This is a genomic window from Kribbella swartbergensis (assembly GCF_054784135.1).
The window spans coordinates 394420-408931 of the sequence record NZ_BAAGPM010000026.1; the positions used below are offsets into that span (position 1 = coordinate 394420).

At 67.7% G+C, this 14512-nt stretch carries 13 protein-coding genes; 11 read left to right on the plus strand and 2 right to left on the minus strand.

Going from position 1 to position 14512, the window contains the following annotated elements:
- The first annotated feature begins 47 nt into the window (after nucleotides 1-47).
- From ACYVOK_RS25985 to ACYVOK_RS26005, 5 genes are all read left to right on the plus strand, one after another.
- Nucleotides 48-944: a dihydrodipicolinate synthase family protein gene (locus tag ACYVOK_RS25985; RefSeq protein ID WP_460665150.1), complete on the plus strand. Its 897-nt coding sequence runs from the start codon at nucleotides 48-50 to the stop codon at nucleotides 942-944.
- Nucleotides 945-1271: 327 nt separating this feature from the next.
- Nucleotides 1272-1766, plus strand: a complete 495-nt coding sequence (nrdR, locus tag ACYVOK_RS25990; RefSeq protein ID WP_460665151.1) for a transcriptional regulator NrdR — start codon at nucleotides 1272-1274, stop codon at nucleotides 1764-1766.
- Nucleotides 1767-1873: 107 nt separating this feature from the next.
- Nucleotides 1874-4747 carry a vitamin B12-dependent ribonucleotide reductase gene (locus ACYVOK_RS25995; protein ID WP_460665152.1) on the plus strand — a complete coding sequence of 958 codons (2874 nt, stop codon included), beginning with the start codon at nucleotides 1874-1876 and terminating at the stop codon, nucleotides 4745-4747.
- Nucleotides 4748-4880: 133 nt separating this feature from the next.
- The gene (locus tag ACYVOK_RS26000) at nucleotides 4881-6509 is read left to right on the plus strand and encodes a helix-turn-helix transcriptional regulator (RefSeq protein ID WP_460665153.1); all 1629 of its coding nucleotides are present in this window, start codon (nucleotides 4881-4883) and stop codon (nucleotides 6507-6509) included.
- A gap of 76 nt (nucleotides 6510-6585) precedes the next feature.
- A complete protein-coding gene (locus ACYVOK_RS26005) occupies nucleotides 6586-7656 on the plus strand; it encodes a class I SAM-dependent methyltransferase (protein ID WP_460665154.1) in 1071 nt (356 codons plus the stop codon).
- A gap of 40 nt (nucleotides 7657-7696) precedes the next feature.
- Here ACYVOK_RS26005 and ACYVOK_RS26010 read toward each other — a convergent pair whose 3' ends face one another.
- Nucleotides 7697-8092 carry a hypothetical protein gene (locus tag ACYVOK_RS26010; RefSeq protein WP_460665155.1) on the minus strand — a complete coding sequence of 132 codons (396 nt, stop codon included), beginning with the start codon at nucleotides 8090-8092 and terminating at the stop codon, nucleotides 7697-7699.
- A gap of 721 nt (nucleotides 8093-8813) precedes the next feature.
- Here ACYVOK_RS26010 and ACYVOK_RS26015 point away from each other — a divergent pair.
- Both ACYVOK_RS26015 and ACYVOK_RS26020 read left to right on the plus strand, forming a co-directional pair.
- Entirely contained in the window at nucleotides 8814-9443 is a 630-nt protein-coding gene (locus ACYVOK_RS26015; RefSeq protein ID WP_460665156.1) for a hypothetical protein, read from the plus strand.
- A 261-nt stretch (nucleotides 9444-9704) separates the two neighbouring features.
- On the plus strand, nucleotides 9705-10772 hold the full coding sequence (locus ACYVOK_RS26020; protein ID WP_460665157.1) for a hypothetical protein: 1068 nt from the start codon (nucleotides 9705-9707) through the stop codon (nucleotides 10770-10772).
- Nucleotides 10773-10830: 58 nt separating this feature from the next.
- Here the strand turns inward: ACYVOK_RS26020 and ACYVOK_RS26025 are convergent, their stop codons facing one another.
- Nucleotides 10831-11127: a hypothetical protein gene (locus tag ACYVOK_RS26025; RefSeq protein WP_460665158.1), complete on the minus strand. Its 297-nt coding sequence runs from the start codon at nucleotides 11125-11127 to the stop codon at nucleotides 10831-10833.
- Nucleotides 11128-11268: 141 nt separating this feature from the next.
- Here ACYVOK_RS26025 and ACYVOK_RS26030 point away from each other — a divergent pair, with 141 nt between their 5' ends.
- The 4 genes from ACYVOK_RS26030 to ACYVOK_RS26045 all read left to right on the plus strand — a co-directional run bounded on the left by ACYVOK_RS26030 (nucleotide 11269) and on the right by ACYVOK_RS26045 (nucleotide 13613).
- Nucleotides 11269-11622 carry a helix-turn-helix domain-containing protein gene (locus tag ACYVOK_RS26030; protein WP_460665159.1) on the plus strand — a complete coding sequence of 118 codons (354 nt, stop codon included), beginning with the start codon at nucleotides 11269-11271 and terminating at the stop codon, nucleotides 11620-11622.
- Between the two features lie 31 nt (nucleotides 11623-11653).
- A complete protein-coding gene (locus ACYVOK_RS26035; RefSeq protein WP_460665160.1) occupies nucleotides 11654-11857 on the plus strand; it encodes a KTSC domain-containing protein in 204 nt (67 codons plus the stop codon).
- 120 nt (nucleotides 11858-11977) lie between these two features.
- Complete coding sequence (locus ACYVOK_RS26040; RefSeq protein WP_460665161.1) at nucleotides 11978-12166, plus strand: hypothetical protein; 189 nt, start codon at nucleotides 11978-11980, stop codon at nucleotides 12164-12166.
- 121 nt (nucleotides 12167-12287) lie between these two features.
- Nucleotides 12288-13613: a serine hydrolase domain-containing protein gene (locus ACYVOK_RS26045; protein ID WP_460665162.1), complete on the plus strand. Its 1326-nt coding sequence runs from the start codon at nucleotides 12288-12290 to the stop codon at nucleotides 13611-13613.
- Nucleotides 13614-14512: the final 899 nt, after the last annotated feature.

Consider the following 14512-nt stretch of genomic DNA (forward strand, 5'->3'; position numbering starts at 1 on the left):
ATGATCGGGAGCAACGTGGCCGCCGCGGTCATGCCGAGAGGAGCTCCATGACGTTGGATCCCGGAGTGTGGGGTGTGCTGGCGACTCCGCTGACTTCGGACGGCTCGGCCGTCGACACGGAGTCGCTGGCACGGCAGGTCAGGCACTACGAATCGATCGGCGCGACCGGGCTGACCGTGCTCGGCGTCTTCGGCGAAGCGGCCCGGCTGACGCCGGAGGAACGCCGTAGCGTCGTCGAAACGGTGGTTGCCTCGTCGTCCGAGTTGCCTCTCGTGATCGGCGTCAGCGCCCTCGGGATCGACGAGGTCTGCGCCGAGGCGTCCAACGTGCTGCCAGTCGTCGGCGATCGCCTCGCCGGACTCATGGTTCAGGTGAACTCCGGCGATCCGGATGCCTTGTGCAACCACCTGAACGACGTCGCGGACCGCACCGGACGACCGCTCGTCGTCCAGGACTACCCGGCGATCAGCGGCATCTCGATCGCCACCGCCGACCTTGTCACCGCCGTACGCAACGTCCCGTCCGTGGTCGCGCTGAAGTCCGAGTCGTCGCCGAGCCCGCCGGCCGTCGCCCAGTTGGCGGCCGGACTCGACGTACCGGTCTTCGGCGGCCTCGGCGGCACCTGCCTGCTCGACGAACTGGCCGTCGGCGCGGCCGGCGCGATGACCGGCTTCTCGGTTCCCGAGGGGCTGCTCGCGTGTGTCCAGGCTTTCCGGGACGGCGGGTTCGGGGCAGCCCGCGAGGTCTGGCGGGACTACCTCCCGCTGGTCAACTTCGAGTTCCAGGCCGGTATCGCGCTGGCGTTGCGGAAGCGAAGCCTGGTGTTGCGCGGGTTGATCTCGTCCGACGCGGTCCGCCCGCCCGCCGCAGTACCGCCGGAGAGCATGCTGCGGCTGCTCGCCGAGCATCTCCGCCGTACGCCGGGTGCCTCCCCGACTCGGTGAGGCCCGCCCGGCGTGGCCCGATTCCGGCTTGTGCCGGCCTGATCTCCTGAACCTTTGGCGGCGCACAGTCTGCGCCTCCTCCGGCCGGTCATCGTGGCGCCACGCGGGACTTTACGAGGCCGCGCGAGCGTTGGAACAGACAGGGGAGCGTGGGACGCGCCCGACATTTCGGCGTTCTTGCAAACTGTCGGAGCAGCGATCTAGGATCCCTAGATGTAGTGGTTACACGGGTGTAATTTTCCACAGGTAGTGGTCGGTTACGCACAAGTTGTCCCCAGGCTGATCCACAGGGCGCCCTCGCGGCGGCCTCACGGGAGGAGATTCGTCGTGCACTGTCCGTATTGCCGGCACGCCGATTCCCGGGTGGTCGACAGCCGGGTGGCCGAGGACGGCGGAGCGATCCGCCGGCGCCGGCAGTGCCCGGTCTGCGAGAAGCGGTTCACCACCGTCGAGCAGATGCAGCTCACGGTCGTGAAGCGCTCCGGCGCGACCGAGCCGTTCAGCCGGGAGAAGGTCATCAGCGGGGTCGGCAAGGCCTGCAAGGGCCGGCCGGTGGACGTCGACGCACTGGCCCGGCTGGGCCAGCAGGTCGAGGACGCGCTCAAGGCGAGCGGCTCGCCGGAGGTGCCCGCGCACGAGGTCGGGCTCGCGATCCTCGGGCCGCTGCGGGAGCTCGACGAGGTCGCCTACCTGCGGTTCGCGAGCGTGTACCGGCAGTTCGAGTCCGCCGACGACTTCGAGACGGAGATCGCGCTGCTTCGGGCGGAGAAGGAGCCGGAAGGCACCGAGCCGCGCCCGCTGAAGCCGACCCAGAAGACGTAAATCGGGGAACCAGTAGTCAGGCGGTAGGAGCGGTTGAGCAGTCACGCAGTACTCACGGGGCGGTCCCGACAGACCGCGGCAGTACAGACACAGGGCGAGGAGCAACCATGACAGAGACGGTGACCGGCCACTCGGGGTCGACCAAGAGGTCGGCGGCCGGGTTCCGCGGGCGGAAGAACGCGCCCGCGGGACTCACCATCGAGCGCATCTTCACGACCGAGGGAGTACATCCGTACGACGAGGTGACGTGGGAGCGCCGCGACGTCGTCCAGCAGAACTGGAAGACCGGTGAGACCGTCTTCGAGCAGCGCGGGGTCGAGTTCCCCGACTTCTGGAGCGTGAACGCGTCCACTATCGTCACCACGAAGTACTTCCGCGGCGCGGTCGGGCACGACAACCGCGAGTGGAGCCTCAAGCAACTGCTCGACCGGGTGGTCAAGACCTACCGCAAGGCCGGCGAGGACTACGGGTACTTCGCCACGCCGACGGACGCGGAGGTGTTCGAGCACGAGATCACCTGGATGCTGCTGCACCAGTACTTCAGCTTCAACTCACCGGTCTGGTTCAACGTCGGGACGTCCTCGCCGCAGCAGGTGTCGGCCTGCTTCATCCTCGCCGTCGACGACTCGATGGACTCGATCCTGAACTGGTACAAGGAAGAGGGGCTGATCTTCAAGGGCGGCTCCGGCGCCGGCCTGAACCTGTCCCGGATCCGCTCCTCCAAGGAGCTGCTGCAGTCCAGCGGCGGGACGGCGTCCGGCCCGGTCTCCTTCATGCGCGGTGCGGACGCGAGCGCCGGCACGATCAAGTCCGGCGGCGCCACCCGGCGCGCGGCCAAGATGGTCGTGCTCGACGTCGACCACCCCGACATCGAGGAGTTCGTCGAGACCAAGATGCGCGAGGAGGAGAAGATCCGCGTCCTCCGCGACGCCGGGTTCGACATGGACCTCGGCGGCCGCGACATCACCTCGGTGCAGTACCAGAACGCGAACAACTCGGTCCGGGTCAGCGACGAGTTCATGCGCGCGGTCGAGGAGAAGGGCACCTTCGGCCTGCGGGCACGGCTGGACAACTCGGTGATCGAGACCGTCGAGGCGCGTGAGCTGTTCGACAAGATCGCGCACGCCGCGTGGGCCTGCGCCGACCCGGGGCTGCAGTACGACGACACCATCAACGACTGGCACACCACGCCGGAGACGGGCCGGATCACCGCGTCCAACCCGTGCTCGGAGTACATGCACCTGGACAACTCGTCCTGCAACCTGGCGTCGCTGAACCTGATGAAGTTCCTCCGCGACGACGACATGTTCGACTCCGAGAAGTTCGTCAAGGCGGTCGAGCTGATCATCACCGCGATGGACATCTCGATCTGCTTCGCCGACTTCCCGACCGAGGCGATCGGCGAGACCACCCGCGCGTACCGGCAGCTGGGCATCGGCTACGCCAACCTCGGTGCGTTGCTGATGGCAACGGGTCACGCGTACGACTCCGACGGTGGTCGCGCACTGGCGGGCGCTATCACCTCGCTGATGACCGGTACGTCGTACAAGCGGTCGGCCGAGCTGGCCGGTGTCGTCGGCCCGTACGACGGCTTCGAGCGGAACAAGGACGCGCACACCCGGGTGATGCGCAAGCACGCCGCGGCCAACGACGCGATCCGGACCATGCACGAGATCGACAAGGACGTCCAGAAGCACGCCACCGCGGCGTGGGACGCCGTACTGAAGATCGGTGCGAAGAACGGCTGGCGCAACGCCCAGGCGTCGGTGCTCGCGCCGACCGGGACCATCGGCTTCATGATGGACTGCGACACCACGGGCATCGAGCCGGACTTCTCGCTGGTCAAGTTCAAGAAGCTGGTCGGCGGCGGTTCGATGCAGATCGTCAACCAGACGGTGCCGCGGGCGCTGCGCAAGTACGGCTACACCGAGGAGACGATCGAGGCGATCGTCGAGTACATCTCCGAGCACGGCCACGTCGTGGACGCGCCCGGCCTGAAGCCGGAGCACTACGAGATCTTCGACACCGCGATGGGTGAGCGGGCGATCAAGCCGATGGGCCACGTCCGGATGATGGCGGCCTGCCAGCCGTTCCTGTCCGGCGCGATCTCGAAGACGGTCAACCTCCCGGAGACCGCGACGGTCGAGGAGATCGCCGACGTCTACTTCCAGGGCTGGAAGCTTGGCCTGAAGGCGCTCGCGGTGTACCGCGACAACTGCAAGGTCGGCCAGCCGCTGGCGGACGCGAAGGCGAAGAAGGCGGTGCAGGCCGAGCCGGAGAAGGTCGTCGAGAAGGTGATCGAGTACCGGCCGACCCGCAAGCGCCTGCCGAAGTCGCGGCCGTCGCGGACCACGTCGTTCAGCGTCGGCGGCGCCGAGGGCTACATGACCGCGGGCTCCTACCCCGACGACGGTCTGGGCGAGGTCTTCCTGAAGATGGGCAAGCAGGGTTCGACCCTGGCCGGTGTGATGGACGCCTTCTCGATCGCGATCTCGATCGCCCTGCAGCACGGCGTACCGCTGGAGACCTACGTCCAGAAGTTCACCAACCTGAAGTTCGAGCCGGCCGGTCTGACCGACGACCCGGACGTCCGGATGGCGCAGTCGATCATGGACTACATCTTCCGCCGGCTGGCGCTGGACTACCTCCCGTTCGAGGAGCGGGCCGCCCTGGGCATCTACTCCGCGGAGGAGCGGGCCCGGCAGCTCGACACCGGCTCCTACGAGCCGGCCCCGGCCGAGGTCTCCGAGGCCGAGTCCCTGAAGTCGGTCGAGCCGGTGGCCGAGAAGGCCGACAAGCCCGCCGACGCCGCGGTCTCGAAGCCGGCGAAGGGTGAGGCGCACACGACAGCCGAGATGTTCGAACTCATCACCGGCACCTCGGTCGACGCACCGCTGTGCTTCACCTGCGGCACCAAGATGCGGCCCAGCGGATCCTGCTACGTCTGCGAAGGCTGCGGCAGCACCTCCGGCTGCAGCTGACGCTGCTACCGGTCTGCAGCTGACGCTGCTGCTGGTGTGGAGCTGACGCTGCTGCTGACCGTTGACTGAAAGCGCCACGGCCCCCGGGACTTCCCACTTTCCCCGGGGGCCGCAGCGCGTCTACCGTCGAGCTGTGGAGGAGATCGACGGTCTCCTCGCGGCCGGGGAGCAGGCGCTCGGCGACGGGGACTGGGTGGCGGCGATCGCCGCGTTCGGGTCCGACGGGGTCAGAGAGACCGCCGAGGGCCTTGCCGGGCTGGGGAACGCCCAGTGGTGGCTGGGCGACGTCCGGGCCGCCTTCTCTTCCTGGGAACGTGCCTACGCGCTGTTCCGCCGTACCAACCCGGCCGAAGCCGTCTTCACGGCACTCGGTCTCAGCCTGCTGTACGACGCCAACTTCGGCGACCGGGCGGCAGCGCAGGGGTGGGCCGCTCGAGCGGTCCGGGTGGCTGCAGAGGTCGGCAACCCTGTTGTGTCGGCGTGGGCCTCGCTGGCACGCGCCGGTGCCACTGACGACGTTGCTGGCGCTGCCGCTTGGTCTGAAGAGGCGTACGACGTTGGCGCCGAGGCAGGGGATCGGGACCTCGAACTGTGCGCACTCAGCATGTGGGGCTCGGCTCTCATCAACTTGGGCCAAGTCATCGAGGGGACTGCCCTGCTGGACGAGGCTTTGGCCGGTGCGCTCGGTGGTGAGGGTGCTCGGCCCGACACAGTTGTCCTTACCAGTTGTCTGCTGATGCGGTCGTGCGTACGCGGCGCCGACTTCCTGCGAGTGGTGCAGTGGACACGCTCGCTCGACGGCTTCATCGAGCGCTACGGCTGTCCGTACCTCCACGCATCGTGCCGCTCGTCGTACGGCGCCGTACTGGTTGCTACTGGTGACTGGCCACGCGCCGAGAAAGAACTGACCGCTGCAGTGGAGTTGGCGCGCGACGCCCTACCGGCTGTCCAGGCGGAGGCGGCTGCCTTCCTAGCAGAGCTCAGACTCGGCCAGGGCCTCGTCGGCGAGGCGCGGCGTCTTCTCACCGGTTTCGAGGACCGTGGCGTCGTACACCCGGTGCTGGCAGCGACCTATCTGGCTGCGGGGGAGGTGGCGGTGGCTGTCTCGCTGGTACGTCGCCATCTCGACGATGCGACCCCTCTGGAGGAGGCCCGGCTCCGTGAGGTGCTCGGGTCCGCCTATCTGGCACTTGGTGACGCTGCCGGCGCGTCCGCCGAGGCAGAGCGGCTGTCCGCATTAGGTACGACGACCGACAGCGGTCTGATCGCAGCACGCGCTGCCCGACTGTGTGGACGAGTCCTTCTGGCGGAGGGCAAGCCTCGCGACGCCGTGGCCCGGCTGGCGGCTGCGCAGACATGGTTTGGTCTGCTGGAGATGCCTCTGGAGGTCGCGCGTACCCGGATGCTGGTCGCACAGGCCATGTGCTCCTACGAACCTGCTCCCGCTGTTGCCGAGGCCCGGATGGCCCTCGCGGTGTTCGAGGATCTGGGTGCGGCTGTCGATGCGGACGCGGCTGCCGCCTGGCTGCGTGCTTCTGGCGCCAGTGCTGCCCGAGTTGGCCCCCGTGGGCTCGGTTTGCTGACCAAGCGCGAGCGTGACGTCCTCGCCGTACTGGCCGAGGGACTGCCCAATCCGGAGATCGCGGCTCGGCTTTACATCAGCCGCCGTACCGTCGAGCACCACGTGGCCAGCATCCTCTCCAAACTCGGCGTACGAAACCGCACCGAGGCCGCCGCCTACCTCACCCGCGCGAGCGAATAGGCGAGTTCACCGATGCTCCGGGTGCGCTCCCGGCGTGATGCTGCGGTCAGGCATCCACAGTTTGGGGGAGACCACCATGAGCGAGACAGTGCTGGACCCGACTCGCCTCGAGGCGTTTGGTCAGCAGATGGGCGACGTACTGAATCACGGAACACTTGCGCTGCTGACGAGCATCGGACACCAGGTCGGCCTCTACGACACCCTCGCGGACCTGCCACCGGCCACCAGCCATGAAATCGCCGGCGCCGCCGGTCTGCAGGAGCGATACGTCCGCGAGTGGCTCGGCGCGATGACCGTCGCCCGGATCGTCGAGTACGACGCCCGCGACCGCACCTACTGGTTGCCGCGCGAACACGCCGCCTTCCTGACCCGAGCGGCCGGCCCGGACAACCTCGCGGCGGCGACCCAGTTCATCGCGCTGCTGGCCGGCGTCGAGTCGTCGGTGGTGGAGTGCTTCCGGCGCGGTGGGGGTGTCCCGTACTCGCAGTACACCGAGTTTCATCGCCTGATGGCAGAGGACAGCGGCGCGGTCTTCGACGCGGCCCTGATCGACGGGATCCTGCCGCTCGTACCCGGACTGCCTGCCCGCCTCGAACAAGGCATCGACGTAGCCGACATCGGCTGCGGCAGCGGGCACGCGATCAACCTGATCGCCTCCGCCTATCCGCGCAGCCGCTGCGTCGGCTACGACTTCTCGGCCGAAGGCATCGCGGCCGCCCGCGCCGAAGCTGCTTCCCTGGGCCTCACCAACGCGGAGTTCGTCGAACGCGACGCCGCCGAACTGGACGAGCACGAACGGTTCGATCTCGTCACCGCCTTCGACGCGATCCACGACCAGGCGCATCCCGCCCAGGTCCTCGCCGCCATCGCGGAGTCGCTACGCCCCGGCGGCGTTTTCCTCATGGTCGACATCCAGGCGTCGAGCAACCTCGAGGACAACCTGGACCACCCGTTCGCCACCTTCCTGTACGGCATCTCGACCATGCACTGCATGACCGTCTCGCTCTCCCTCGGCGGCGAAGCCCTCGGCACAGTCTGGGGCGAACAAAAAGCCCACCACCTCCTCACCGAAGCCGGCTTCTCCTCCATCCACCCAACCCACGTAGAAGCAGACGCCTTCAACACCTACTACATCGCCCAGAAGTAGCCCCACCTCCTCCGCACCCACCCCCGCCCACCACCCACCATCAGCCCACCAGCAAAGGCACCCTCCAACCCACCCCACCCCGCCGCACGTCGGCCCGCTCCACCTCGGGCGTACGCGACCCGGCCCCCTCGGCCGTACGCGACCCGGCCCCACCTCGGCCGTACGCCGTCCCGCACCACCCCGGGCGTACGCCGTCCAGAGCCCACCCCGCCGTATCCCTCCGGGACCACCCCCTCGTGCGCCGTCCCTGGCCCAGCCCGTCGTGCGCCACCCGGCCGATCCCGCCGTCGTCGTTCCAGTCTTCCCGCCGTCCGCCGTACGCCGCCCTCGCCCGGCCCTCGTACGCCGCCCCGGCCCAGCCCCGTACGCCGCCCCCGCCCACGCCGCCGTAGGTCGCGCCGGTCGACCTCGGACGTGCGCCGTCCCGGGCCGCCATGGGCCGTCCCGCGGCCCACCCCTTCGTGCGCCACCCGGCCGATCCCGCCGTCGTCGTTCCAGTCTTCCCGCCGTCCGCCGTACGCCGCGCCCGCCCACGCAGCCGTACACCGCGCCCGCCCAGCCGCTGTACGCCGCCCCGCCCACACCGCCGTACCTCGCGCCGGTCCACCTCGGGCGTGCGGCGTCCCGGGCCCACCCCGCCGTGCGCCGTCGCGGGCGCACCCCGCCGTACCCCGTCTCGGGCCCAGACCCCTCGTGCGCCGTCCCGGCCGATCCCACCGTCGTCGTTTCAGTCACCCCGTCCGCCTACGCCGCGCCCGCCCACGCAGTCGTACGTCGCGCCTGCCCACGCTGCCGTATGCCGCCCAGGCCCACGCCGCCGTCGCGCCGCCCCCACGCCGCCGTATGTCGCGCCGGCCCATCCCGCCCGTACGCCGCCGCCCCGGCTCAACCCGCCGTACGCCGATCCAGTCCGCCCAGCCCTACGCGTCCCACCCCCGCCGTACCTCGATCCCGCTCACCGCGCGCATGTCGTACCGACCTCGTGAGACTCGTCACGCGACTCACGCCGGAACCGCGCCTACGCCAGCCGCGCCGCCTGTGCCAGTGCACCTGTGATTGGCAGGACCTGTCTCAGCCGACCGGAAGATGGGAGCGGAGTGTCGGCGGCGTGGTTCATCATGGTGCGGCGGATCGGATCGTGCGGGAGGGGTGGGCGAATGCGGAACCGGCTGATCACTCTGGTGGACCTTGGTCTCGACAGCTCGTTCGACGCGTCGATGACCTTCGTCCAGGCCATCACCGGAAATATCAACGCCGGCTGGGACCGGCCCGTGATCGACGTGAACTTCGTCCGCACCCGCGACCACGAGACGGCTTTCTCCGCCCTCACCACCCCGTCAAGCGTCCTGCACGTCATGGCTCACGGTGACCACAGCGAGGAACCGTCGTTCCTTTCCACCGACGGCCAGACCCAGGTCTCGCTGAGATCGCTCGCCGACTGGTTCCTCGACCGCCAATGGGGCATCGCCAGCGGCGTCGTCATCGCCGACGGCTGCAAGACCGGCATCGGCAAGTGGCAACGCGCCATCCGCGACTGCCTGCAGGGCGACATCACCTACATCGGCACCAGCACAGTCATCGGCTGGTACGAGGCAACCGTCTTCTGCTCCGCCTTCTACGGCGCCCTGGTCCGCAACCGCGGTCTCGGCCGCAGCCCCGACGAACAAGGCTGGGACGCGGCCAACCGAGCCATCCGCGCCTACGAAACCCTCACCGACGCCCGCTGCCCCTACAAACCAGTCCTCCTGACCCCCTCCCGCCGAGCCCTCCGCTCCCTCACCGGCTGACCCGTCCACAAGGTCAGCTGGAGGGGGCAAGGCCCGCGTCGCTCCCACCATTCACGGTCGGCTGCATAGGGCCGCTTACAAGGTCCCGACACGCGGAGCGCGGCTACTTTGGGTTAAGGATGGGAAACTGCTTGTGGCCTCGTTGTGTGGCGAGGCCCGCTCTGGGTTGCCGGTGACCCGGGTGGCGGGAGGACGGGGAAGCCGTCCGGTACGCATTGGCCGACCGCCTGCCGTCCGCCGACGTGGTGAAGGAACGCCACCATGAAGCTCCATCGGAACTCACTCCTCACAGCTGCCGTCATCGTGCTGGTTCTGTACGTCGTCTGCCTCATCGTCGGCCTACCGGGCTGGGCCGCGGTCGTGCTCACGGTGGTACTACTCGTTCTGCTCGCCGCGGTCTGGAAGCAACCCGATCCGCCGCGCCCGGATCCGCCGCGCCCGGTCGTGACCGCGCCGACGCCCGCGCCATCCGTCGTACTCCCGGACCACGAGCCCGTCTTCACCGGACCACCATCGCGCACGGTTGCCGACGTACGTCTGCCGTCTGCCTCGCCCGACTTCCAGTTCAGCTTCTCCGCGGTCGTGCAGTGGTCGACCGTGCTTTCCGGTTCGCGGCACGCCGACCTCGGCGCAGTCGCGGTGGACGCATTGCTCGAGCGCGCCAGGGCGTTGACCGCGACTCAGCAGGTGACCGAAGAATCGCTCAACCAGCACCGCCTGGCCGCCATCCTCGGAGAGCCAGCGCTCGACGAGAAGGGCCAGGTGCGCTGCTGGGCGACCGAAGTGCGCCTCCGCCTGCCGGACGCCGACCAGAAACACCTCCAGCACCTCGCCGCTCTGCATCGCCGCGAACAGACCACGCTGCTCGAATGCCGGATGGAGCAGGACAAACGCGCGTACCTGAAGAACGACGTCTTCGCCACGCCCGGCTCGGCGGCCGTCTGGTGGCTGGCCAACAACCCCGGCGAGGTAGAGACCGCCGTCGGCCTCCTCGACACCCTCGCCGAACTGTCCGACGCAGCCAACGATCGTCCGGTCCGACGCACGTCCCCCGACGACATCGACGGGGGCGAGCCGACCCGTGCCGCGCTCGACTTCAACTCAGCCGTCGACCACCTCCTCGAAGCCGGCGAGCCTGCACGCGAAGCCACCGCCCCAGAACCAGAGCCAGAGCCGGGCAACCGGGCCGGCGCGGCATCGACCGATCACCGCTCCACCAACAGGTCCGTCCGGCAACCATCCCCCGGCGACACCGCTGCCAACGGCGCCACAAAGCCGTCGAGCGAGCGGGTGAAAGGCGAGTATCGAGAAGAGTTCTATTCGCAGTAGGCCGGTGGGGCGGGCCGGCTGCAGGGTGGGCCCGCCCCACCGAGTTCGGGTGCGCATGTCACCCATCCAGCCAGTGAATGGTGGTCGCGCCGTTGTGACCGTGGACGGTGAGGAGCGCATCGATCCCGTCCGGCCACACGGTGGTCGTCGGGTAGCGCCCACCCCAGTGCAGGGCGACGGTTCCGTCGGTCCACTCGACGCCCTCGGCGACGACGCCCGTACCGCTGACACCGGAGACGTCGACATGACGGACCAGCTGGAAACAGCGTGGCCCGGACTTGTTCGCGACTTTCAGATGACGCCGCCGCGGGGTCGTCCGCAGCAGCGTCGTGGTTCGACCGCTGATCTCGTCCATGCCCGACAGTCAACGCCCGAAGCGCTGTCCTCACCATGAACTGAACAGGTATCCACAGGGCAAAATTCGGGCACTCTCCCGATCACCGGATCGCCGTACTCTGATTGCAAGGAGTGATCGACGCGCAGGGGAGAGATACCGATGACGATCATCGAGAGGTGGACCGGCCGGCACGCGCATGCCTTGCGCGATGCGCTTCGGCTGACCAACGAGGCGTTCGCCGAGCAGCTCGGCGTCGCTCCACGGACGGTCACGAAGTGGCGGGAACGCCCGGACATGCAGCCCAGCCCTCCGCTTCAGCAAGCACTCGACGCCTCGCTCAGACAGGCGCCTCCAGACGCCCGGGTCAGGTTCGCGGCGAATGTGGGCCTCGACGAGCCCCAGATCGTGTTGGACCCGGATGTGCTCAGCCAACTCAACGAGGCACTCGGCGAGCTTGCGCGCGCCGTGGCGCGCTTGGAATCCGCCGAGCCTGAGCGAACACCGGCACACTGAGCCGACGTACGACCTACCGAGAGGAGCACTTGTGAGGCGGCGACTGGTGAACTCGTCGAGTGTGCGATCGGTCGGCTGGTCCCACGGCACGTTGGAGCTCGAATACGTCAACGGCTCCACCTACCAGTACTACGAGGTTCCGCAGACAACTTTCGCCGCCCTGCTGGCGGCACCCAGCATCGGCGCATACGTGAACACCCACATCAAGCCGTACTACGACTGCCGCGAGGTCTGATCCGCACCGTTTCTCCGGGCACCGTGGCGGGAACCGGAACAGCGATTCCACACGGGGGTGCGCCCAGCCCAGGAGGTGGACATGCGCACTCGTAGAGCGTCTACGACTGGTTCCCGAACGGTGGCGATTCTCCTTGTCGTCTGGTTGCTCATCGGCCTGGCGGCCGCCGCCCAGCGGAACTACTTCGCGGGGTCCGACGCGACGTGCGCCAAGGTGGGCACGGTGCTGGTGACCATCGTCGTCGGTCCGCTGAACTACCTCGGCGCGAACCCGAAGATCGACTGCACCGCACCACAACCCTCGAGGTAGCCCAAGCCACGAGCCTGTCGCGGACACGCCGCGGCGGGCTCGTCTTGGTGCGGTGACGCCGCCCTGCATGCCGACCCGGTCGCGGCCGTAGGCTCCGACTCACCGAAGCAGGGAGGCGCGGATGAGCGCTCTGTACGACGAGATCTCGCCGGAACTCGAGATGTTCCAGGTACCGGGAGCCAGTTGGGCGGTGATCGACGGGGGCGAGGTCGTCGATGTCGGTTGTACCGGTGTCGTTCAGGCCGGCGAACCCGCTGCCGTTGTCCCCGGAACGTTGTTCCAAGCCTGCTCGATCAGCAAGCCCGTCGCCGTATTCGCGATGCTCCGGCTGGTGGACCGCGGGCTGTTGGATCTCGATGAGGACGTGAACCGCCGGCTCACGTCTTGGCAGGTTCCGCCGACGGGGCTTTGGCAGCCTGTGGTCACGTTGCGCCAGCTCGCGAGTCACAGCGCAGGGCTGACCGTGCATGGCTTTCCGGGCTACCGCCGGGGCACCACACTTCCCACCACCGTCCAGATCCTTGACGGAACCGCGCCGACCAACACGTTCGGCGTCCGCGTCGACATCGTGCCTGGTACCCAGTTCCGGTACTCCGGTGGGGGCACCGTCGTACTGCAGCAACTCCTGGAGGACGTGACCGGCACGCCATTCCAGCAACTCGCACAGGAACTGGTGCTGGAGCCAATCGGGATGTCAGACAGCGATTACGCGCAGCCGCTGCCACCTGCGCTCCATGACAGGGCCGCGACAGCACACGACGAGTTGGGGCGCCCGGTGCCTGGGCGCTGGCACAGCTACCCGGAGCTGGCTGCGGCTGGGCTCTGGACGACGCCAACAGACCTAGCCAAATTCGCCATCGCGGTCCAGCAGACCTATGCGGGCGCAGACGGTGCCCTGCTCTCACCGGGCCTGGCACGCGACCTCCTGACACCACACATCGCTGCAACCGCTCGAATCGGTGGCTTGAGTCACCTGGGGCTCGGTCTCTTCCTCGGCAATGGAGGAGAGCGGTTCGGTCACAGCGGTGGCAATGAGGGGTACTGCTGCCACCTGCTTGCCTACCGAGACACCGGACAGGGCGCAGCCGTCATGACCAACGGCGCCAACGGGAGCTGGGTTGTACAGCGGGCCTTTGCTGCCCTTGCCCGGGCCTACGGGTGGAATGACTACCCGCAAGAAGTCGATGAACCGGAACTACCAACTGACGAGACGCTCGAGAACCTGGCCGGCGCCTACAAACTGAACGGGCGAGTGTCGCTGGACGTGGCGGCCTGGGGGAGTGGGCTCGTGGTGACCTTCGGCGGCCAGCCTCCGCTCCGATTCGGAGCGTCGTCAGCCACCAGGTTCGCCGCGGTAGAGGTAGACGCTGAGCTCGAACTTCGCGACAACGGCAGTCGGCTGGTCTTCATCCAGGGCGGCGCCGAACTGGACTGCACTCGGGAATAGCTGCCGACCGCTACCAGTTACATCTCATGCCGTCTGGTTCATGACCCCGGGCCTCAACCTAAGCCGCTACGAGCGGCCACTCGCCGAGAGGCGTCTGCTGGACGGTGCAGTACGTGACAGGTGGGAGCCGGCTGTCCGGCTACCACCTGGTCAAGCTTCGTCTCCGGAACGGCGACGTGCGGGGGAGTCACCAGTACGTCGATGTGCGGAGATAACCCGTGGAGCCGCACTTGCGTGGTGGGGCATCATGGGTGAAGTCGCTCGTGGAGACACGAGTGAGTGATGTGACCAGAGGGACGACCACTGCATCGTGGCGGCGCCGGCTGACCGGTGCCGGGAGCGCTCCGTCAGGGCTCGGACAAGGTCCAGGACCCCGATTTGCATCTGCACCGCGAATGTCAGTAATGTTCTTCTTGTTGGAGCGAGACGCGGGACGCGAAAGCGGCCGGTCCTCCGACAAACTCCCTGAAGGTCTCGGAAGCCGAAACACGCCTCGGCGGGTTTCGGTCACTGGGTCGCGCAGGGAGACTGGGACGAAAGAGGCCGATTTGACTGGCCCCGGACGAAACAGTAAAGTTGGGCGAGTTGCCCCGGAGCTTCAAACGAAAGTCTGAAGCGCGGTGTGCGTCCGATTCTTGAGAACTCAACAGCGTGCCGAAAGTCAATGCCGAAAGATGCATTAACCTCGTTCATGGGCATTGGGTGACTTTTCCTGGGATCCTTTTGGGTTCTGGGGTGGTTGTTCTTTGTTTGTGACGGATTCCTTTGAAGTATATGATTCAAGTCAGTTTGATTGTTTCTGATTCGAAGGATCAACTTTAGTTGTTGACTCGCCGGTCTTTTGGCTGGTTTGTCTATATTTTTCAACGGAGAGTTTGATCCTGGCTCAGGACGAACGC

What these genes read in the sequence shown, in the direction of transcription:
- ACYVOK_RS25985 (WP_460665150.1), top strand. Translation starts at nt 48, where the DNA reads ATGACGTTGGATCCCGGAGTGTGGGGTGTGCTGGCGACTCCGCTGACT.
- ACYVOK_RS25995 (WP_460665152.1), top strand. Translation starts at nt 1,874, where the DNA reads ATGACAGAGACGGTGACCGGCCACTCGGGGTCGACCAAGAGGTCGGCG.
- ACYVOK_RS26005 (WP_460665154.1), top strand. Translation starts at nt 6,586, where the DNA reads ATGAGCGAGACAGTGCTGGACCCGACTCGCCTCGAGGCGTTTGGTCAG.
- ACYVOK_RS26010 (WP_460665155.1), bottom strand. Translation starts at nt 8,092, where the DNA reads ATGGCGGCCCGGGACGGCGCACGTCCGAGGTCGACCGGCGCGACCTAC.
- ACYVOK_RS26015 (WP_460665156.1), top strand. Translation starts at nt 8,814, where the DNA reads ATGCGGAACCGGCTGATCACTCTGGTGGACCTTGGTCTCGACAGCTCG.
- ACYVOK_RS26020 (WP_460665157.1), top strand. Translation starts at nt 9,705, where the DNA reads ATGAAGCTCCATCGGAACTCACTCCTCACAGCTGCCGTCATCGTGCTG.
- ACYVOK_RS26025 (WP_460665158.1), bottom strand. Translation starts at nt 11,127, where the DNA reads ATGGACGAGATCAGCGGTCGAACCACGACGCTGCTGCGGACGACCCCG.
- ACYVOK_RS26030 (WP_460665159.1), top strand. Translation starts at nt 11,269, where the DNA reads ATGACGATCATCGAGAGGTGGACCGGCCGGCACGCGCATGCCTTGCGC.
- ACYVOK_RS26045 (WP_460665162.1), top strand. Translation starts at nt 12,288, where the DNA reads ATGAGCGCTCTGTACGACGAGATCTCGCCGGAACTCGAGATGTTCCAG.